Here is a 19,620-nt window from a genome sequence, read left to right on the forward strand (position 1 = left end):
TTACTTGGCGGTTAAAAACCGCGTCTACACAGGCAAAACCCAGATGGTGGGTGGGTTCAATATCTTGATTTTTTTAGTCTGCGGAGGCGGACTTTGTTTGTGTAGCTGTGACTTCTAGTCGCCGGGTCTTAATTTGATTTTTCAAATAATCAAATACAGATTTATCGCCAATGTCGGGAGGAATAGCTTGAATTACTTTTCTTATAGCAAAGATGAGGAATAAAATTGCCCAAGTTGCTAGTAAAACTTGTTCTGCTGGCGTTGATAAAATTCCGGTTAAATGTCCTAATAATAGTAGGGGAACAAGGGGAGTTAAGATTTTAGTTTCTAAACGATGGAAACAAAAACCTTCTTTGAAAAAGATCCCTGTCAAGGCTGCGAAGGTAAAACCAATTCCTAATATGGTGAGGGGTTGATTATAAATAGTAATTGCAAAAGCTTGACTATCACCATGTCCAAAAATAAAGGCACAAATGCTACCAATTATCCAAAAAAGTTGGAGAATGCGGTGCAAAAATGCCATATAGATATGAATAGTTAATAAACTAACTCCCAGTGCAATATTAAAACAGGTGTAGAGAGGGGTCAGGGAGGCGATAGCAGCGGGTTGGGGATAAAATAAGACTAAACCGCTACCAATGGCAAAACACAGGGCGGCGATCATTAATCCTGTTCGATAAATTATCACACTTTGGCGATCGCTCTGAGTAATCGTAAACTCCCCGAATTGACCTTGATATACTGCTAATGATGATATTGTTTGTGTAGTCATATTCCTTAATAGTATAGGTTTTAGATCCCCGACTTCTTTAAGAAGTCGGGGATCTTGTTTTTAATGTCCTTTCCCAGCGCCTAAATACAATTCTCCGACTTTTGGGTTATTTAATAATTCTCTACCAGGTCCTGAGATAGCATCTCTTCCTGATTCTAGCACATAACCACGATCTGCCATTTCTAAGGCTTTTCTGGCATTTTGTTCAACTAGAACTATCGCAGTCCCCGATTCTTTAATTTGTTTAATTTGCTCAAATACTTGAGTTACCAAAATGGGAGATAATGCGGCTGAGGGTTCATCTAATAGGAGTAAACTGGGTTCTAACATTAATGCTTTCCCCATTGCTAACATTTGTCTTTCTCCACCGGAAAGAGTTCCTGCGCGTTGACGACGGCGATCGCTCAAGCGAGGAAACATGGTGTATATTTTATCTTTAAGAGGTTTCAAGGGAACATCTCTCACAAAAGCCCCCATTTCTAAGTTTTCATCTATGGTTAAAGAGGGGAAAACGTTGGCAATTTGGGGAACATAGGACATTCCTTTGGCGACAATTTGATTTGATTTTAAACCAATTAAATTCTGATCTTTGAAGGTAATATTTCCGGTATGGGGTGTCAAAAGTCCGAAAATAGTTTTTACTAAAGTGGATTTACCTGCACCGTTTGGACCAATTACTGTAACTAACTCCCCTGGTGCAATGTGAAAGTTGACACCTTGCAAAATATCTACATCTTTAATATATCCAGCGTGGACATTTTCTACGTTTAATAAATAATTATTAGTCATTTGTTACATGAGGGAACAGGGAACAGGGAACGGGGAACAGGTAACAGGTAATTTGGTGATTTTCTTTTCCACTGTCCCCGTGGCGTAGCACCTGTCACCTAATTTGCTAGGGAACAGGGAACAGGGAACGGGGAACAGGTAACAGGTAATTTGGTGATTTTCTTTTCCACTGTCCCCGTGGCGTAGCACCTGTCACCTGTCACCTAATTTACTATTTTCTGCAATTCTGGTCTTTCTTCTGCCAAAATTGCGTTTTCTACGGGGCAAACTTGCAAACAGATACCACAATCAATACAGGTAGCAAAGTCAATCCAGTACCAATCTGTGCCTTTGACGTTTTTTCCTGGGCCTGGATGAATACAAGCTACAGGACAAGCACTTACGCAGTCAGCAACACCTTCACAAACGTCTGTAACAATGGTATGTGGCATTTTTCCGATTCCCTCTTTTTTGGATTTTAGATTTTAGATTTTGGATTTTGGATTGATTTTGGGAAAGTTTACCAATATTCCTATTTTTAACATCCGGGTTCAATGGTGTGTGAACCATCGGCTTTAATCCAGGCTATTTGGGTAATTGAGCGATCGCTTGCATATTGACGAATCCCTGCTGTGTCCCTACCTCCCAGGTCTATTTCTACTCTCACTGAATTAGTGGAATTACGTAATTTATCGGCATAGGCAAAAGCCGCAGCTTCAGCACCGGGGGTTTCTGGAACTACTAACCAATTACTAGCGGGAATATCCTGGGGTAATTGCTGATTTGATAGGAGAATTTGGTATAAATCATCAATATTCAATTCAAAGCCAATACCAGGAATATTTTCCTTCTGGGGATGGTATAAACCTAATAATTGGTCATAACGCCCACCACTTCCTAAAATCTGTACTTGGGAATTTGTCTCACTCACTACTTCAAAAACCAGACCTGTGTAGTAGTCAATGGTTTGAATTAGGCTTAAATCAAGGATTAAAGGGAATTTACCATCTAGTAATTCCACTAGGGATCTGAGGTTATTTATTGCCTCGTGCTGATCTGGTTCTAGATGTAAACTACTGACCTTTTGTAAAACATCTTTACTATCACCCCGCAAATCCAACATAATTTTAGCGCGTTGGCGGAGTTCTTCCTCTAGAGGCAAAGTATCAATAGTCACGCGATCTAAATTAGCGATCGCCCTGCGGACTTGATTTCTGATTTCCGGGGGAAAAGCATTCAGCAAAGAACGAGTAATTCCCGCTTCCCCCAAAATTAACCGCCAATCTTTTAAATCCAATGCTGTTAAACAGTCTGCTACCAGCAGCAACACTTCCCCATTGGCTAATAATCCCTCAGCACCCAGTAACTCCACCCCAGCTTGATAATACTCCTGCTGACGATTATGGCGGCCTTCCCAATTGCGGCGGAAAACATTAGCATTGTAATATAGTCGCTGGGGATAGGTGGCATCTGCCATGCGAGTTACCACTGTGCGAGCGATAGAGGCAGTCAATTCTGGACGCAACCCCAATTCTTCATTTTGACTATTTTGGAGTTGAATCACCATCTGACGCTGAATAGCTTCACCAGCCATCAGAGTATCCATTCGTTCCAAAGTTGAGGTGATAATCCTGTGATATCCCCACCGTTGAAACACCTGTTCTAATCTATCTTCAATCCAGCGTTTTTGCGCCACATCTAAAGGTAATAGATCCCTTGCTCCCGCTGCTGGTTGATACACCATTATTTTTTCTTCCCACCAAACAAACCGCCAAACAAACCACCTTTTCCAGACTTATCTGGTTGCTTCTCTTCAGTTTGAGAAGCGGAAGTCCCTTGAGAACCACTGGTTGTAATTCCTAAAGCTTCATCTACTTTGGGTTTCCATTCCAAAGCGATTTTCTCATTGGGATTTAACTTCAGGGCATTATCAAAGTGAACTTTTGCCATTTTTAGTTGATTTTGCCGTAAATATACCATTGCAATCAAGCTATGGCAATGACTATTTCGCGGTTCTAACTTTAAGGCATCTTGTAATTCTACTTTGGCTGGGGACAATTGGTTTTTTTCTAGCAAAACTTGAGCGCGACGCAGGTATTGTTCTACGATTGACTCTTCTTCGGGTGGTGAGGTTAGAGTTGGTGGTAAATTTGGGGCAGAACCTTGAGGTTGACTAGGCACCGACTTATTCATTGACTGTCCAGCCACCCGCATCAGATAAACTAGATTTAGCTCACTAACCTCAGCAATGATTTTGAGTGATTGTTGCAAATCACTAAATTGAGTTGGGGCAATTTTAGCGATCGCCTGCCTATATGCCATACTCACATTAGGCGCAGCTAACAATTGCCGCCCCGATTCCGTCTTCAGTCTAATTGCTCCTGGTTCTTGGGCAAATCTCTTCCCCATTTGTGACAGAATAAACAAATACTCAGCCCGATTGCGTTCCACAGAAAACTTCTCATAAGCCGGATTAACCAACTTTGCTAACAATTGATTAGCCATCTCTTTTTCCGACTCATTCCTCATTAGAGAACTATCTGGGTGCAATATCCGAGCAATTTGTAAATAACGGTTACGGATTTCCTTAAATTCCGCATCAACCGGCACACATAAAACTGCGTGATGATCTATGAAATCATCCGTAAATAATCCAGAATCTATTTTTAATGACATATTTATTATAGGTATCGCACCCCAGCATATTCTTTCCAGTTTACAGGGAAGTATGGTAAGTTTCAAAGCCATCCAGTAGCAACCAGGAAATTTAATACTTATTAGATCTTGTTTGAAAACTCATGATTGCTGTATCAAATGTTTTACCCCACCCTAACCCTGCCCTTGTGAAGGGGAGGGAACTGGATTTTCTTGTTTCCCCCCTTTATAAGGGGGGATTAAGGGGGTAATTTAACTTGTGTGTACACGATAGCCTTGCAAAGGGGAGGGAACTGGATTTTCTTGTTTCCCCCCTTCATAAGGGCTACCGTGTACACACATCCTTACCCAAAGCCAGTTCCCCTCCTCGCTTGCGGGGAGGGGCTAGGGGTGGGGTTTTATGGTAACTAACAGGCAATTTCCAACTTGTGTGTACACCGTAGCTTCATAAGGGGGGTAAAATCTGATGAAAATTACGGGATACCACTTTTAAGTAATTGGACAAAAATATTTACAGTCATTGCGAGCGAAGGGAAGCAATCACAACCCTGGCGATTGCTTGATTTCACTTCGTTCCATATGGCTAACACCACACTTCGCTAACGCAATAAAATTGTATAATTAATTCTGTCTTACTACTTAAAACATCCTCTTAGATGAAACCGATAATCTCCAGAAACCTAACCCCCATTCCAGTTTTCTATCGCCAAACCCGTAGGGGCGCAGGGCCTGCGCCCTCCATTCCATTTCATGAGAACGAGAATTGCTGTAAGTTGACACCAATGAGCAAGAGCTTCATTGGTGTCAACTTAACGTAAAACCTCTATCCCGCAAAGAACTCAACTCGTCTCATTCCCAGTCTCTGACTGGGAATGAATTCTAGAAGGCTCTGCCTTCAATGATACTAGAGGCAGAGCCTCATCAACTGCATTCCTAGTCAGAGACTAGGAACGAGATATGGTAGGGATTTGAGCTTAAGTTGACACCTATGGCTCTTGCTTTACCCCTACGTTTAGAATCAAACAATCAAGCCGTTTTGAGTATAGCTGACAGCCCCACTGAAGTTCCAGGCTAATAGCTAAAGTTTACTAAAGTAAACTAAGCAAATTCAAAAATTTTCCAGTTCTTTTAGTCATCAAAAGACAACTTCTGCTATTGGTTAGTTAGAATGATGAAAGATGGTAGCAGAAATTTTTTATTTGGTGACAATGATTTAGCTAAATTGGCGTGTATTTTGCAGCAATATCTATTTCTAAATCTGGTAATGAAACTTGCAGAAAGTAATAATGATTTATCTATTTATTCCTAGATACTATTTTAATCACGTGAAGATTTGAGCAGCTAAAAAGCCGTAATCAACCTTTGCACTAATTCAGCATCAAGGAGATTTGTAATATGTTACATACATTGTTTAGCAATGTACCTGTTGAGCAACAAGAAACCGTAGCTGGTGGCAACAGCTATTGTTCTTGTTCTAATAAGGAATTCAGCCCAGAAGAGTCCGAGAAATTGAATGAAATATTGATCCCATACATTTTCCCTTTCCCTTTCTCCATGTTTTGAATTGACCCTACCCTCTACCCTGTAACTGTTCACACTCCCCCTATCTTTAACGAGAGATCAAGGGTTTCGATAATTTTAGAGGGGGGGAGTGAATAACTACCCTACCCTAATAATGCGGGGTAAATCCTTCCATGACAAGCCTCAAATGGCGTAAAATCCTTCCCGAACAGGTAGTCTGCCCCCATTTATCGAGCAGTTACAATTCTCTAAGACCATTTCAAAAGTCAAATAGGACTCCTATATAGGTTAATAATTACTATCAATCTGTAGATAATACTAGTTATTTACAGATTATTTATTTTTCACACTTCTATCCATTGAATAAAGAACTATGATCCTAGCATTCCCCTGATGGTAAAGAATATTAATTTGATCTTTGTAGGTTGGGTTGAACAAAGTGTTCGCGTAGCGTGCCGAAGGCATAACCCAACATTAGACGTAGGATAGCCAGGGGTATTGAGTTTCGTTAAACTAACTATATTAAAATAGCATAGAATTTAAACTCCATCGAATAAATTAGCCAGATTGGCGTGTATTTTTCGGAAATATTTATTTCTTAAATTAGTAATAAAGTTGGCGTAAATTAGCCATGACAAAGATAATCATAAACATATAATCTATTAACGAAAATAAGATTGATTGGTGATAATTGAAATTTAAAGGAACTTGAATAATGTCTAATTCATTGTTTACTACAGTATCTATTGAACAACAAGAAACCATAATTGGTGGTGGTGGAAATATCAACGACGCTAATGCTGTAGCTATAGGAAACAACAACCTAGTTGCAATTTCTAATAATATAACCAACACAACAATCATATATATGATTTTTAATTTCTTTGTTTACCCACGTAGTCAGAGCAGAAAACACCGTCGCTGCAAATTATAGTTAGCAAAGATTATCTGATATCAATTTGCTTAAAATCTTTGCTTTGGTGTTCCTTACCCGCCTGGAACTAAAGTTCTAGGCTAATAGCAAAATTACGTTAAAACGCACTAATTTCACGAAGTGTACTCACGAATTTTGAGATTATTTAGTCATCTTTAGCTGACTTGAGCTATTAGCCAGGAAATAAATTTCCTGGCTAGATATAGATTTTATATTAAACATATATTGATGATATCCTGCAAGTCTATCTGACATTATATAGAAATTAATTTAGCTAAAACTTGAAATTAGTTCAAATGAATTTAGCCGAGTTGGCGTGTATTTTTCGGAGATATCTAGTTCTAAATCTGGTAATTAAGTTTGCAGAAAATGAGAATGAATTAACTCATAACTTCTCGATATTCTATTAACAAGCGAGGGGGAAAGCGGCAAACAAGCAGCAAAGAAACCCAAGCAATAATACAAATCAAGGAGAATTCAGTCATGTCTAATTTATTTACCGAAGTATCTGTTGAACAACAAGCGATCGTAGCTGGTGGTTGGTATGGTAAAGGTAAGAATGGTAAGAATGGTTATAATTTAAAAAATTACATTCAACCACTTTCAACTAAAGTAGCACCACAAATTACAACCATTGTTCAAGCGCCAGTTAATTTGGGTTCAGGATTTGCCTCTGCTGCTGCTTTAGTTGTGCAAAGTAGCAACCAATTTGCATAATAAACAAAACTTAGTAATAGAAAGAAACAAGTTATAAAATTTTACTTTTTTCTGTTTCTATTCATTACTAAAGTCAGTCAGCTATCAGCTAGATACAGAATAATAGAAGAGACAAATATACTCTCTAGTATTCTTCTACTGATTGCTGACTATCTTTTTTCGTAAAATACCATTGTCTAATCTGTTAATTCACATAAGTAAGACTTGATTTAAACACCATCAATCCAAAATAAACTAATTCTAAAAATATACCATCTGCTTCTTATTCTCCAGAGTGCTTTATCCATGAAATACCAGTTAGTTCAACAACATAGCGAAGAAGATTGTGGTGCAGCTTGCTTGGCTTCAATTGCTAAACATTATGGTCAGACTTTTACCATTAGCAGAATTAGAGAAGCAGTCGGAACTGGGCAATTTGGAACCACCTTATTAGGATTAAAAAGAGGCGCGGAAATCCTGGGTTTTAAAGCCAATCCCGTGAAAACTTCGCCAGAAATATTAGATAAAATTAATGAAGCCCCCTTACCAGCAATCATTCACTGGAAAGGAAATCATTGGGTTGTTTTATATGGTAAAAAAGGTAAAAAATTTCTGATTGCAGACCCCGCAGTGGGTTTGCGTTATCTTTCTAAACAAGATGTAGAAGCAGCTTGGACAGATTGGTTATTATTATTAGTAGAACCAGATCCTATTCGCTTTTTTGCTCAAAAGCAAGATCAGGTCGGTGGTTTTTGGCGTTTCTTCCAACGAGTTTGGATTTATCGTGGCATTTTATTCCAAGCATTACCTCTCAATTTAGTCTTGGGTTTGCTGTCTTTAGCTTCCCCTTTTTTGCTGCAAATTCTTACTGATGATGTATTAGTTAGAGGTGACACAAAATTATTGACTACAGTAGTAATTTCTGTAGTCGTCATGAATATTATTTCTCATAGTCTCTCATTTGTCCAGTCTAACTTAATTGCTCATTTTGCCCAACGAATGCAATTAGGATTAGTGCTGGAATTTGGGCGGCAGATTCTGCGTTTACCATTAACTTATTATGAAACCCGTCGCAGTGGTGAAGTTGTCAGTCGGCTGCGAGATATTGACCAAATTAATCAATTAATTGCTCAAGTTGTTGTTGGATTACCAAGTCAATTTTTTATTGCGGTAATTTCCTTATTTCTCATGTTATTTTATAGTTGGAAACTTACCTCAGCAGCTTTAGTAATTTCTGTGGTAATGACCATATCTACATTTATTTTTCAGCCCACATTACAGCAAAAAACTAATGAACTGTTAGTTACAGAAGCCGAAACCCAAGGGGTTTTAGTCGAAACCTTTAAAGGTGCATTAACTCTCAAAACAACCACATCAGGAAGACAATTTTGGGATGAATTACAAAATCGCTTTAATCGTCTGGCTGGATTGACATTTCAGACAATGCAAATTGGGATTATTAATAATACATTTTCTGGTTTTGTTTCTAGTATTGGTAGTGTAATTTTACTTTGGTTTGGTGGCTATTTAGTAATTAACCCGGCTGAAAATCTGAGTATTGGACAATTACTAGCCTTTAACTCAATGAATGGTAATTTTATTGGGTTAATTAGTACAGTTATTAATTTTGTTGATGAATTTACTCGTGCAAAAACTGCTGTACGGCGGTTAACAGAAGTTATTGATGCCACTCCAGAAGATGATGATAATGGTAAAAAACCTTTTGCGACAATTTCTGAAAATGCTGATATTATTTGTACAAATATAAACTTTCATTATCCTGGTCGCATTGATTTATTAGAAGATTTTTCTTTAACGATTCCTGGAGGTAAAAATATTGCTTTAATTGGCAAATCTGGCTGTGGTAAAAGTACATTATCTAAATTAATTTCTGGTTTATATAAACTTGAATCTGGTAACATACGAATTGGGCTTTATAATCTCCAAGACCTTTCTTTAGAATCTCTCCGTCAACAGGTAGTTCTCGTTCCCCAAGATGCTCATTTTTGGAATCGTTCTATTGTCGAAAACTTCCGATTAGGAGCGCCTTATGTTAGCTTTGAACAGATTGTCAAAGCTTGTCAAATTGCTGGTGCTGATGAATTTATCAGTAAAATGCCTGAGACATATCAAACTATTTTAGGTGAATTTGGTGCTAATATTTCCGGTGGACAAAGACAAAGATTAGCAATAGCTAGAGCCATTGTTACAGACCCAGCAATTCTCATTTTAGATGAATCTACAGGTGGACTTGATCCAGTTAGTGAAGCCCAAGTTTTAGACCAATTATTTGAACATCGTCAAGGAAAAACAACGATTTTAATTACTCACCGACCCAAAGTAATTAATCGTGCTGATTGGATTGTTTTGATAGATCAAGGTAGGCTGAAATTAGAAGGTTCTTTACAGGATTTACGTACTAAATCAGGAGATCATTTAGATTTTTTAATTCCCTAATTCCCTCTTGTGTTTACCCCCCTTAATTGGCAGGGCTGTTTCAAGAATGAGTAAGGAAGCTATAAAAGTAAACAGTAATCATAGGAAAGGATTTAGTAGATAATTTTAGTCAAAAAGTTCAAAAGAGGTAGAAAATGAGTAAAAGTTTAGTAGATTATCTCAAGGAAGTACCAGATCCACGAGGAAACCAAGGAAGTCGTGACGATTTATGGCAAATCTTGGTAATCATCATCATGGGAATCATGAGTGGACAGAAAACTTATCGAGGATTAGAGAGATTTGTGGAGAGACATCGGCGCAGTCTAATTAAGCTACTAGCCCTAAAACAAGGAACAGCACCGTCCTATTCCACACTGAGACGAATAATGCTCAATATAGACTATACTAAGCTGAATAGTGCATTTAATAGCTGGGCGCAAGCACAAACAATCGCAAAAGGAGCAGCAATCGCTGGGGATGGAAAAAGCCTGAGAAACACCCTCAATAATGCTGATAATCATCAACAGAATTTTATTACTATGGTGTCACTATTCTCGCAAGAACAAGGTGTGGTGGTGGCAACCGCAATCATGGAGAACAAAAAAGAAAGTGAAATCTGTGTGATACAAAAATTGTTGTCCCAGCTGAAATTGGAAAATCACGTATTTACAATGGATGCTTTACATTGTCAAAAGAAGACAGTAGAGACAATTGTTGAGAGCAACAACGACTACATCATCAAAGTAAAAAAAAATCAGCCAAAATTACAAGCAGCAATTAGAATCCAAACAGAACAAGAAACACCCGTTCAAGTCAAGGTTGAGGACGAGCAATCAAAGGGACGCAAAGTACAGAGATTAGTAGAAGTATTTACACCACCAGCCAACATTGACTCGGGTTGGAAAAATGTACAGTCGGTGATACGGGTAACTCGTTCTGGCGAGCGTGATGGCAAAGCATACAGCACCTTGAGTTACTACTTGAGTTCTTTAGCACCAACATCTGAACGAATTGCAAAAGTGATTCAAGGACATTGGCAGATTGAAAATCGCCTACATTGGGTTAAAGATGTGATTTTCGATGAAGATAATAGTCCTCAAAGAGCAGGAAATGCACCGATAAATCTGTCAATTATCAAGACTTGGGTACTTTCTGTATTTAGGATTCATGGTTTTGAATCAATCAAGGCTGCGATTGACCAAATATCTCATAATATACCTGCTATGTCAGCTTTACTCTTTTAATCTCTTGTTTAATTATTCTTGAAACAGCCCTGCCCTTATAAAGGGGAGGGAACTGGATTTTTCTTGTTTCCCCCCTATAAAGGGTGTACACACAAGTTATCAAATTACCATTATCAAATTACCTCACCCTAACCCTCCCTTTATAAAGGGGAGGGAACTGGATTTTTCTTATTTCCCCCCAAAGCATCGGGGGGATTAAGGGGGGTAAAAATGTGATGAAAATTACGAGATACCACTTTTAAAACATCCTCTTAGTAGAAACAAAGAACAGGAAAATTATGTATGTAATTAATTCTGTCGTATTATTTATTGAATAGTCCTGTAATTTGAATAAATATCTCATGAAAAAATAGAGACATTCTATGCAATGTCTCTACAATCTTTGCGGAAAACATATAGAACTTCTCTATTTATATTCATATAACTCTCCAACCAATCATTTTTACAATAGCTTTAAATTCTTAATATCAGGTAAATGCTTCTACTTAACAAAAACCTTATGTCAATTTGGCACTTTTATTGATAAGCATTTTCTATTACTTAATATCTCCTATAGTACCAGGTAATATATCTGTCAAAACTCTGATTAATCCTAAATTATTATTAAACAAACATATTTATTATTGTTATACATCAACTTCATAATCTCAGTATTTTCTAATATTTTTCACAGAGTGAGGGGTAACACTCCCCATAGTTAATAAGTTATAACTAAGAGAGTCTAGTAAAAAGTAATTAATAGTAGTAGATAGCAACCAAAATTGATCAGGTGTATAACTATTGGGATAATTATTAGATATGCAACAAGTTTCATCAGAAAAATCATGTTTAAAATTCATAGTCATTGATGACCACGAGTCAGTTTTAAATGGGACAGTAGAAATTTTACGAAAAAACTATCCTAGTGCTGAATTTAATCTGGCTACAAATGCTAGTTATGCTTTTGAGCAAGTTATTAATTACCAACCTGACCTAGTAGTTATGGATCTTTCCATACCAGAGAAGCCGGAAACTACAGCGAAAGTTGATACAGGGATTCAACTGCTTAAGGTTTTGATGAAAAATTATTCCCATTTGAATCTTGTTATTCAAAGCGCCCATGTGAAAACATTAATCCGCATTCGTCCTTATATTGATAATCATAAAGGAGGCTTCACTGTCGCTGATAAAAGTCTTCCTACCCAGGAAATGTTAACCAGAGTTGATTGGGCATTACAGGGATTAACTCATACAAAAGATATCAAAGGAATTCATTCAGGTTTAGAGGTAAAACCAGAATGGTTGAAGGTGCTGAATCTAGCCTTTGAAGAAGGATTACAAGATAAAGTAATTGCCAAAAATATGTGCATATCTGAACGCATGGTGCGTCATTATTGGAGTAAGTTACAAGACGCTTTAAATATTTACCCAGAAGAAGGTAAAAATATCCGTATTCAAACGGAAATGAGAGCTAGAGCCGAAGGATTAATTGATTAATCAACTAATAAATAAAGTTAGTATAAGAGGTTGTTTGAAAACTTTTTCGTGTGGGATCTGACACCCGCAGATCCCCCTAAATCCCCCTTTTCAAGGGGGATTTTGAGGAATTTAGCCCCCCTTTGTAAGGGGGGTTGGGGGGGATCTCGATTAATTCTGATACTTTTCAAACATCCTCTAATCAATAATATTTTTTCCATCATTAAGGTGTTAAGACTGGAATGAAAGCTTATGCAAACTCAATTTTGGAAGAAACTACAGGAAGAAATTTATTTTGTTTCTGTAGGCAAGTTATCAGAGGTTATCATTACTATTTTTAGTCTAGTATTGATTAGCCATTTTTTATTAACTTGGGAGTGGTCATTTTCCATGTTTCCAGTAATTTTTGTTATGGTTGTAAATGGCATCAGTATCGTGTCTTTATATCAATATAATCAAACAATTAAATCTGGAATCAAAGCTCGTCAAACCATGATTGAAACTACATTTGAAACAATTCATAATGGACCTCTGCAAAGTCTAGCTAAAGTTTTAAGATTAGTTAAAGGGCAGGATTTACCAATGAATAAATTGCTGCCTACTATAGAAAAAGAACTTGAAGAATTGAACCAAGAGTTACGAGGAATGTATGAATTTTGGCAACAAGAAACTCTTAATCAAGACACTAGCCTTTATTTAGGAAGTAATGTAGTTATAGATTTGCGAAACCCTTTACATGAAATTCTCTACCAAGTTTATACCTACACCTTAGAACGGGATTTTCCCTGTTTTAAAACCCTCAAACTAAAGATCCATAGTTTTGAGCCTATAGATGAAAGCAGTTTGAGTATTGAAAATAAGCGAGGACTTTGCCGATTTTTAGAAGAAGCCTTATGTAATGTTGGTAAACACGCCACTGGCATCACCTGTTTGCAAGTTACTTATTCTTGGGTTGAAGATCAAGGTATTTACACTCTGAGCATTATAGATGATGGTTTAGGGATTTACCCATTAAAAGAAGGTTGGGGAACAAAACAATTTAAAAATCTAGCACAACAAATTAAAGGTAAATTTAGGCGAGTTCCCCTTTATCCTCAAGGTACTCTTTGCGAGTTATCTTGGCATTTACAAAATTCTTCATGGTGGCAATAAAAACTAGGAAAATTAGAAAATCTTGATGTTTCGCTTTTTCTTTAATAGCTGACTGTGCAAATAAGTAGGTTAACAGAAAAAATTAAAGGTAAGTAGTGAGACAGAATTAATTACACAATGTCATTGCGTTAGCGTAGCGTTAGCCATAGGGAACGAAGTGAAATCAAGCAATTCCCAGGGTTGTGATTGCTTCCCTTCGCTCGCAATGACTGTAAATATTTTTGTCCAATTACTTATGTGAAGAAAAGTAAAATCGCCCAAAACTTCTCCCCTCTTGCCTGTTCCCATACTCCTGAATGGGCGCAGTCCCTGCGCCCCTACCTGCCTGATAGCGCAGCGTGGCGTTAGCCATACTCCTGTCCCTCACAGATAACTTATTCAGCAAACCCTACTTACTGTGTCAAAATAGAGAATTAAGGATCATATTGAGCAAAAGGAAAGCTAAAAAACACCGTGCAGATTACATTCTTAGGGACGAGTTCAGGTGTACCAACAAGATCACGCAACGTTTCCAGCGTAGCGCTGAGATTGCCACAACGGGCAGAACTGTGGTTATTTGACTGTGGGGAAGGAACTCAACATCAAATTTTGCGGAGTGATTTAAAAGTTAGCCAACTATCCCGAATTTTTGTCACCCATATGCACGGTGATCATATTTTCGGCTTAATGGGATTGCTGGCTAGTTGCGGTTTAGCAGGTAATGTAGACAAAATTGATATTTATGGTCCATCGGGATTAAACGAATACTTACAAGCTGCTTCTCGTTACTCCCACACCCATTTTTCCTACCCCATTAAAGTGCATACTGTTCAGCCGGGGGTAATTTATGAAAATGATGAATTTACAGTTAGCTGTGGTCTTTTACATCACCGTATTCCTGCTTTTGGCTACAGAGTTACGGAAAAAGACAGAACCGGACGTTTTGATATAGAAAAAGCCAAAGCCTTAGAAATTCCTTCAGGTCCAATTTATGGACAACTCAAGCGCGGTGAAACAGTCACCCTGGCAGACGGAAGAATAATCAATGGTAGTGAATTATGTGGTCCAACAGAAATTGGGCGAAAAATTGCCTATTGTACAGATACTGTTTATTGTAATGGTGCAGTGCAATTAGCAAATGATGCAGATGTGTTAATTCATGAAGCCACGTTTGCTCATCAAGATTCAGAAATGGCTTTTCAAAGGCTACATTCTACAACTACAATGGCAGCCCAAACGGCACACATTGCAGGAGTTCGTAAACTGATTATGACACATTTCAGCCCTCGTTATGCTCCAGGGAATACTATTGAATTAAAAGATTTACTTAAAGAAGCAAAAGCAATTTTTCCTAAAACAATTATGGCTCATGATTTTATGGTTTATGATGTTCCTCGCAGACGGGAAATTGAATCAAATGTGAGTGCATGATTTTGCTATAATTATCACTTATCCCTAATTTATCGCCCTCTAATTATGAGCAACATTCCCCAAATTGGCCAACCTGCACCAGATTTTTCTACCCCTGACCAAAACAATCACCTAGTCAATCTCGCTGATATAAATCAGTGGCTAGTTCTCTACTTTTATCCTAAAGATAATACACCTGGTTGCACTACAGAAGCTCAAGATTTTACAGAATTATCCTCAGAATTTACCACAGCAGGCGCAAAAATCATCGGTGTTAGTCCAGATTCTGCCACCTCCCATTGTAAATTTATAGATAAACATAATTTATCAATTACCCTATTAACTGATTCTGAACATCAATTAATAGAAGCCTATGGTGCATGGCGTTTAAAGAAGTTTATGGGTAAAGAATATATGGGGGTTGCTCGTTCAACTTTCTTGATTTCACCTGATAAAATTATTGCCTACATTTGGCCTAATGTCAAAACAAAAGGTCATGCTGCATCTGTACTCAAGAAAATCCAGGAATTAGCTGCTAATTAAACTTTTATAGTTCCCCTTATAGAATAAAATATTAATTTAATTTTTGTAGCGACTGTCTTGATTGTCAAGCGATCGTTAAGGAAAAATTTAAAGTCTAGGAAAAAAGTCAGAAAATAGAGGAGAAAAACAGAACAGAACAAAACAGGTAAATTATAGATTGCCATAAATTACCAAACTAGATTGGAGGTATAAAAACGACAGTAGAACTTTATGCAGAAATTGGTTGTGAGTCTTGAGAAATAGACCAAGGAAGATGATCTCGAATCATCGCATTTAAAATAACTAACATTTTATGAACGCAAGCAGTAATGGCCAATTTTTTGGGTTTACCACGTTCAACCAAGCGCTCATAAAAAGTTTTGATAACAGGATTATGACGCATGGCAACAACAGCACCCATATAAAGAATGGCACGAACATGGGCGCGACCACCATTAATCATGCGCTTACCTTTGTGCTGACCACTATCATGATTAATTGGTGCAACACCAACTAAGCGAGAGATTTGTTTGGCAGTTAATTGACCTAATTCTGGTAAGTCAGAAACTAAAGTGGTAGAAATTACTTGACCAACGCCAGGAGTAGTTTTGAGTAGATTGACTTTATCAATCCATTGTTGATTATTTTGGGTCAACGTCTCAATTTCTTGATTGAGTTGTTGAAGATGTTGCTCAAGATAATCAATATGGGATTCAATATCTGTCAAAGCTTTACCACGAGCGCGGTCACGGCGATTCTTTTCCGCTGTAGACATTTCTACTAATTGTCTTCGGCGACTAATTAATTCGCCTAATTGACGTGACATTTCACTTTCGATTGCTAACACCTCCGGTTTCATTGCTTCACCGAAATGCGCCAAAATCTGTGCATCAATGGCATCGGTTTTGGCTAACTTACCTGTAGCTTTAGCAAAGTCTCTTCCCTGACGAGGATTGATTAATGCTACTGGTAAAAGAGCCGCTTGCAATTGAATGATTAATTCTGTTTCTAGTCCTCCTGTTGCTTCCAGTACGATTAGGTTTAAATCGTTAGATTGAAGTTGCTTAACTAGATTAGCTATTTCTGTTTCAGTATTAGCAAATTGAAATGCTTTACCCATTGGACGGATATAAACATCAAGTGTTGCTTTACTTACGTCAATGCCTACCCATTGGGAGATATAATCCATTTTTAACTCTCCAATTTCAATTACTTCTTTTTAATTTGTTTTGTTTTTATTCATCCCCTTGATTTCACTCATCCTTGCACGATACGGGCTATATTATCTATGTCTTTGTTCATAGTTTTTACCCCAGGCGACTGTTCGAGTTCTGTCATGGAGATTGTTGTGGTGATCCTTGCTACAAAGCGGTCTTTTCTGACCCAGGTTGGGACGGTCTACCACTTCTTCTAACATACCTCTAAGATACAAGGTTGGGTTGAACAAAGTGAAACCCAACATTATACTAAGCTGTTGTGCATTTAGTTTGTATAATTCTAGCGGGCAAGATGCCCGCACTACAAAGTTCAAGTAAATTATGGTTATCAAATTTAGCTGCGTAACAGCTTAAACACGGGTGAGATTTAAACTTTTGCCAAATGACAAAGAACCCAGATGTGTAGGGGTAAAGCAAGAGCTTCATTGGTGTCAATTTAATCTCAAATCCCTACCACATCTCGTTCCTAGTCTCTGACTAGGAATGCAGTTGATGAGGCTCTGCCTCTAATATTATTGAAGGCAGAGCCTTCCAGAATTCATTCCCAGTCAGAGACTGGGAATGAGATGACTTGAGTTCTTTGCGGGATAGAGGTTTTACGTTAAGTTGACACCAATGAAGCTCATGCTTTACCCCTACGTTTAGAATCAAACAATCAAGCCGTTTTGAGTATAGCGAGAGGAATATCATTGAAGGCAGAGCCTTCTAGAATTCATTCCCAGTCTCTGACTGGGAATGAGATGACTTGAGTTCTTTGCGGGATAGAGGTTTTACGTTGTTTTATATAAAGGGAACGGTAGAGCTAACTTTTATAGTCCGATTCGTCAGACTTTGTTGATATATCCGTGATATTTGATTGCCCAAATGTTAATTAATTTAAACTTTACTTTACCAAATTAGATTAATGAAATAACATAACCATTCCCACCTTATACAATAGGAATATCAATTCCATTATTTGTATTATGGTTCAATTCATCCAAGCGCAAAATATAGGCATTGCCTATTTAGAGGCAAGATTTGATTTAGAACAAACAGACAATGAAGGATTCTTCACTGAATGGTTAGAAAATTTGCCGGAAATCTCTGATTTAGAAAAACAATATTTAGACAGAGTAAAATTGCATTTTCTCCGCTTGGTTAAACATCCTCCTTTATCGGAAGAAACAGTAAAGTTAGTAGTTTTATCTCCCTTACTCAGTTTAGCTGGATTTTATGATGAACCTTTCTTGATTAGAAGTGAATCATCAATAGAAATTGCCGTCGAAGATCAAGAAGAAGTTATCAGAGGCAGAATTGATGTCTTAGTTATCCAGCAACAATTATGGTTATTGGTCATTGAATCTAAAAAACCTGCTTTTTCCCTGTTAGAAGCCATACCTCAAGCACTTACTTATATGCTGGCTAATCCTCAACCTACAAAACCCGTGTTTGGATTAGTAATGAATGGCAGTGATTTTATTTTTCTTAAACTTTCTCAAATCAATCAACCTCAATATGCTTTGTCTGATCAATTTACACTTTTGAAGCGAGAAAACGAACTTTATCAAGTTTTCCGAATCTTAAAAAAACTAGGTCAAATTTTGAATTAATCGTCAATTAATTATGTCCAGTCGTCCTATCTACCTCGATTGTCATGCTACTACCCCCGTTGATGAAAGGGTAATGGCTGCTATGATTCCCTATTTTACAGAAAAGTTTGGTAATGCGGCTAGTATTAGTCATGTTTATGGTTGGGAATCTGAAGCTGCTGTTAAACAAACACGGGAAATTTTAGCAGACGCAATTAATGCCACACCCGAAGAAATTGTTTTTACCAGCGGTGCAACGGAAGCAAATAATCTAGCTATTAAAGGTATTGCTGAAGCTTATTTCCCAAAAGGTCAACACATTGTAACTATTAATACGGAACATAAAGCAGTTTTAGATCCTTGCGAATATTTAAAAAGTCTTGGTTTTGATATTACAATTTTGCCAGTAAAAAAAGATGGATTAATTGACTTAAATCAGTTAGAAAAAGCCTTGCGTGATGATACAATTTTAGTATCTGTGATGGCTGCAAATAATGAAATTGGGGTTTTACAGCCAATGGCCGAAATTGGGGCAATGTGCCATCAACGGCAAATTATTTTTCACACAGACGCAGCCCAAGCTATTGGTAAAATCCCTTTAGATGTGGAAGCGATGAATATTGATTTAATGTCTCTTACAGCCCATAAAGTCTATGGACCGAAGGGAATTGGGGCTTTATATGTTCGCAGACGTAATCCCAGAGTGAAACTTGCTTCCCAACAACATGGGGGAGGACATGAAAGAGGAATGCGTTCTGGGACATTATATACACCGCAAATTGTCGGTTTTGGTAAAGCTGTAGAAATTGCCATAACCGAACAAGAAACAGAAAATCAACGGTTAACAGTATTAAGAGAAAGATTGTGGCAACAGTTATCTATTGTAGAGGGAATTTATATAAATGGAGATCCTCAAAAACGATTAGCAGGAAATTTAAATATTAGTGTGGAAGGTGTAGATGGTGCGGCACTTTCTTTAGGGTTACAATCAGTAGTGGCTGTGTCTTCTGGTTCTGCTTGTTCTTCTAATAATATTGCCCCTTCCTATGTGTTGAAAGCCTTGGGACATTCAGATAAATTAGCTTATGCTTCGATGCGATTTGGGATTGGGAGATTTAATACAGTTGAGGAAATTGATCAAGTTGCCCAACAGGTAATTTCTACTGTGCAAGGTTTAAGAAGCGCGTCAGTAATGAGGGTTTGCTGAAAAGGTTTTTTAAGTAATGGGACAGAATTAATTACACAATGTCATTGCAAATAGAACGAAGTGAAATGAAGCAATCGCAAG

The 19,620-nt window shown here is 37.6% G+C and carries 16 protein-coding genes; 10 read left to right on the top strand and 6 right to left on the bottom strand.

Translation table 11 applies throughout. From position 1 onward, the window contains the following. Window positions 1-73: 73 nt before the first annotated feature. The 5 genes from NG743_RS00610 to NG743_RS00630 form a co-directional block, all read right to left on the bottom strand. Complete coding sequence (locus tag NG743_RS00610; RefSeq protein WP_051424217.1) at window positions 74-772, bottom strand: DUF2301 domain-containing membrane protein; 699 nt, start codon at window positions 770-772, stop codon at window positions 74-76. Between the two features lie 60 nt (window positions 773-832). Then, a complete protein-coding gene (locus NG743_RS00615) occupies window positions 833-1,561 on the bottom strand; it encodes an ABC transporter ATP-binding protein (RefSeq protein WP_027400958.1) in 729 nt (242 codons plus the stop codon). 203 nt (window positions 1,562-1,764) lie between these two features. Beyond that, on the bottom strand, window positions 1,765-1,992 hold the full coding sequence (locus NG743_RS00620) for a ferredoxin family protein (protein WP_027400959.1): 228 nt from the start codon (window positions 1,990-1,992) through the stop codon (window positions 1,765-1,767). Window positions 1,993-2,078: 86 nt separating this feature from the next. Beyond that, window positions 2,079-3,284 (bottom strand): ATP phosphoribosyltransferase regulatory subunit, encoded by a 1,206-nt coding sequence (locus NG743_RS00625; RefSeq protein WP_027400960.1) that lies wholly within the window; start codon window positions 3,282-3,284, stop codon window positions 2,079-2,081. Continuing rightward, window positions 3,284-4,216, bottom strand: coding sequence for a J domain-containing protein (locus NG743_RS00630; RefSeq protein WP_257121267.1), 933 nt, complete (start codon window positions 4,214-4,216; stop codon window positions 3,284-3,286). Before NG743_RS00630 ends, NG743_RS00625 begins: the two co-directional genes overlap by 1 nt. 2,215 nt (window positions 4,217-6,431) lie before the next feature. Between NG743_RS00630 and NG743_RS00635 the strand changes: the two genes are divergently transcribed. The 8 genes from NG743_RS00635 (at window position 6,432) to bcp (ending at window position 15,565) form a co-directional block, all read left to right on the top strand. Then, window positions 6,432-6,650: a hypothetical protein gene (locus tag NG743_RS00635; protein WP_257121269.1), complete on the top strand. Its 219-nt coding sequence runs from the start codon at window positions 6,432-6,434 to the stop codon at window positions 6,648-6,650. 483 nt (window positions 6,651-7,133) lie between these two features. Continuing rightward, window positions 7,134-7,367: a hypothetical protein gene (locus NG743_RS00640; protein WP_257121270.1), complete on the top strand. Its 234-nt coding sequence runs from the start codon at window positions 7,134-7,136 to the stop codon at window positions 7,365-7,367. A gap of 285 nt (window positions 7,368-7,652) precedes the next feature. Further along, window positions 7,653-9,803, top strand: coding sequence for a peptidase domain-containing ABC transporter (locus NG743_RS00645; protein WP_257121272.1), 2,151 nt, complete (start codon window positions 7,653-7,655; stop codon window positions 9,801-9,803). Between the two features lie 134 nt (window positions 9,804-9,937). Beyond that, entirely contained in the window at window positions 9,938-11,026 is a 1,089-nt protein-coding gene (locus NG743_RS00650; RefSeq protein WP_257121273.1) for an ISAs1 family transposase, read from the top strand. Between the two features lie 798 nt (window positions 11,027-11,824). Beyond that, on the top strand, window positions 11,825-12,502 hold the full coding sequence (locus NG743_RS00655; RefSeq protein ID WP_027400967.1) for a response regulator: 678 nt from the start codon (window positions 11,825-11,827) through the stop codon (window positions 12,500-12,502). Between the two features lie 231 nt (window positions 12,503-12,733). Then, complete coding sequence (locus NG743_RS00660) at window positions 12,734-13,633, top strand: sensor histidine kinase (RefSeq protein ID WP_306459821.1); 900 nt, start codon at window positions 12,734-12,736, stop codon at window positions 13,631-13,633. Window positions 13,634-14,086: 453 nt separating this feature from the next. Beyond that, on the top strand, window positions 14,087-15,043 hold the full coding sequence (locus NG743_RS00665; RefSeq protein ID WP_027400969.1) for a ribonuclease Z: 957 nt from the start codon (window positions 14,087-14,089) through the stop codon (window positions 15,041-15,043). A gap of 45 nt (window positions 15,044-15,088) precedes the next feature. Then, window positions 15,089-15,565, top strand: a complete 477-nt coding sequence (gene bcp, locus NG743_RS00670) for a thioredoxin-dependent thiol peroxidase (protein WP_027400970.1) — start codon at window positions 15,089-15,091, stop codon at window positions 15,563-15,565. 208 nt (window positions 15,566-15,773) lie between these two features. Here bcp and NG743_RS00675 read toward each other — a convergent pair whose 3' ends face one another. Next, window positions 15,774-16,733, bottom strand: a complete 960-nt coding sequence (locus tag NG743_RS00675) for an IS110 family RNA-guided transposase (protein ID WP_193965010.1) — start codon at window positions 16,731-16,733, stop codon at window positions 15,774-15,776. 993 nt (window positions 16,734-17,726) lie between these two features. On the opposite strand from NG743_RS00675, the gene NG743_RS00680 reads away from it, so the two are divergent. Next, a complete protein-coding gene (locus NG743_RS00680; protein ID WP_190384297.1) occupies window positions 17,727-18,353 on the top strand; it encodes a type I restriction endonuclease in 627 nt (208 codons plus the stop codon). 13 nt (window positions 18,354-18,366) lie between these two features. Next, window positions 18,367-19,539: an IscS subfamily cysteine desulfurase gene (locus NG743_RS00685; RefSeq protein WP_027400972.1), complete on the top strand. Its 1,173-nt coding sequence runs from the start codon at window positions 18,367-18,369 to the stop codon at window positions 19,537-19,539. The last annotated feature ends 81 nt before the right edge of the window (window positions 19,540-19,620 follow it).

Source organism: Dolichospermum heterosporum TAC447, from assembly GCF_024584745.1.
GTDB classification, from domain to species: domain Bacteria; phylum Cyanobacteriota; class Cyanobacteriia; order Cyanobacteriales; family Nostocaceae; genus Dolichospermum; species Dolichospermum heterosporum.

Excerpts from the sequence above, each read along its gene's own strand:
- NG743_RS00610 (WP_051424217.1), bottom strand. The coding sequence starts at position 772 with ATGACTACACAAACAATATCATCATTAGCAGTATATCAAGGTCAATTC.
- NG743_RS00615 (WP_027400958.1), bottom strand. The coding sequence starts at position 1,561 with ATGACTAATAATTATTTATTAAACGTAGAAAATGTCCACGCTGGATAT.
- NG743_RS00620 (WP_027400959.1), bottom strand. The coding sequence starts at position 1,992 with ATGCCACATACCATTGTTACAGACGTTTGTGAAGGTGTTGCTGACTGC.
- NG743_RS00625 (WP_027400960.1), bottom strand. The coding sequence starts at position 3,284 with ATGGTGTATCAACCAGCAGCGGGAGCAAGGGATCTATTACCTTTAGAT.
- NG743_RS00630 (WP_257121267.1), bottom strand. The coding sequence starts at position 4,216 with ATGTCATTAAAAATAGATTCTGGATTATTTACGGATGATTTCATAGAT.
- NG743_RS00635 (WP_257121269.1), top strand. The coding sequence starts at position 6,432 with ATGTCTAATTCATTGTTTACTACAGTATCTATTGAACAACAAGAAACC.
- NG743_RS00640 (WP_257121270.1), top strand. The coding sequence starts at position 7,134 with ATGTCTAATTTATTTACCGAAGTATCTGTTGAACAACAAGCGATCGTA.
- NG743_RS00645 (WP_257121272.1), top strand. The coding sequence starts at position 7,653 with ATGAAATACCAGTTAGTTCAACAACATAGCGAAGAAGATTGTGGTGCA.
- NG743_RS00650 (WP_257121273.1), top strand. The coding sequence starts at position 9,938 with ATGAGTAAAAGTTTAGTAGATTATCTCAAGGAAGTACCAGATCCACGA.
- NG743_RS00655 (WP_027400967.1), top strand. The coding sequence starts at position 11,825 with ATGCAACAAGTTTCATCAGAAAAATCATGTTTAAAATTCATAGTCATT.
- NG743_RS00660 (WP_306459821.1), top strand. The coding sequence starts at position 12,734 with ATGCAAACTCAATTTTGGAAGAAACTACAGGAAGAAATTTATTTTGTT.
- bcp (WP_027400970.1), top strand. The coding sequence starts at position 15,089 with ATGAGCAACATTCCCCAAATTGGCCAACCTGCACCAGATTTTTCTACC.
- NG743_RS00675 (WP_193965010.1), bottom strand. The coding sequence starts at position 16,733 with ATGGATTATATCTCCCAATGGGTAGGCATTGACGTAAGTAAAGCAACA.
- NG743_RS00680 (WP_190384297.1), top strand. The coding sequence starts at position 17,727 with ATGGTTCAATTCATCCAAGCGCAAAATATAGGCATTGCCTATTTAGAG.
- NG743_RS00685 (WP_027400972.1), top strand. The coding sequence starts at position 18,367 with ATGTCCAGTCGTCCTATCTACCTCGATTGTCATGCTACTACCCCCGTT.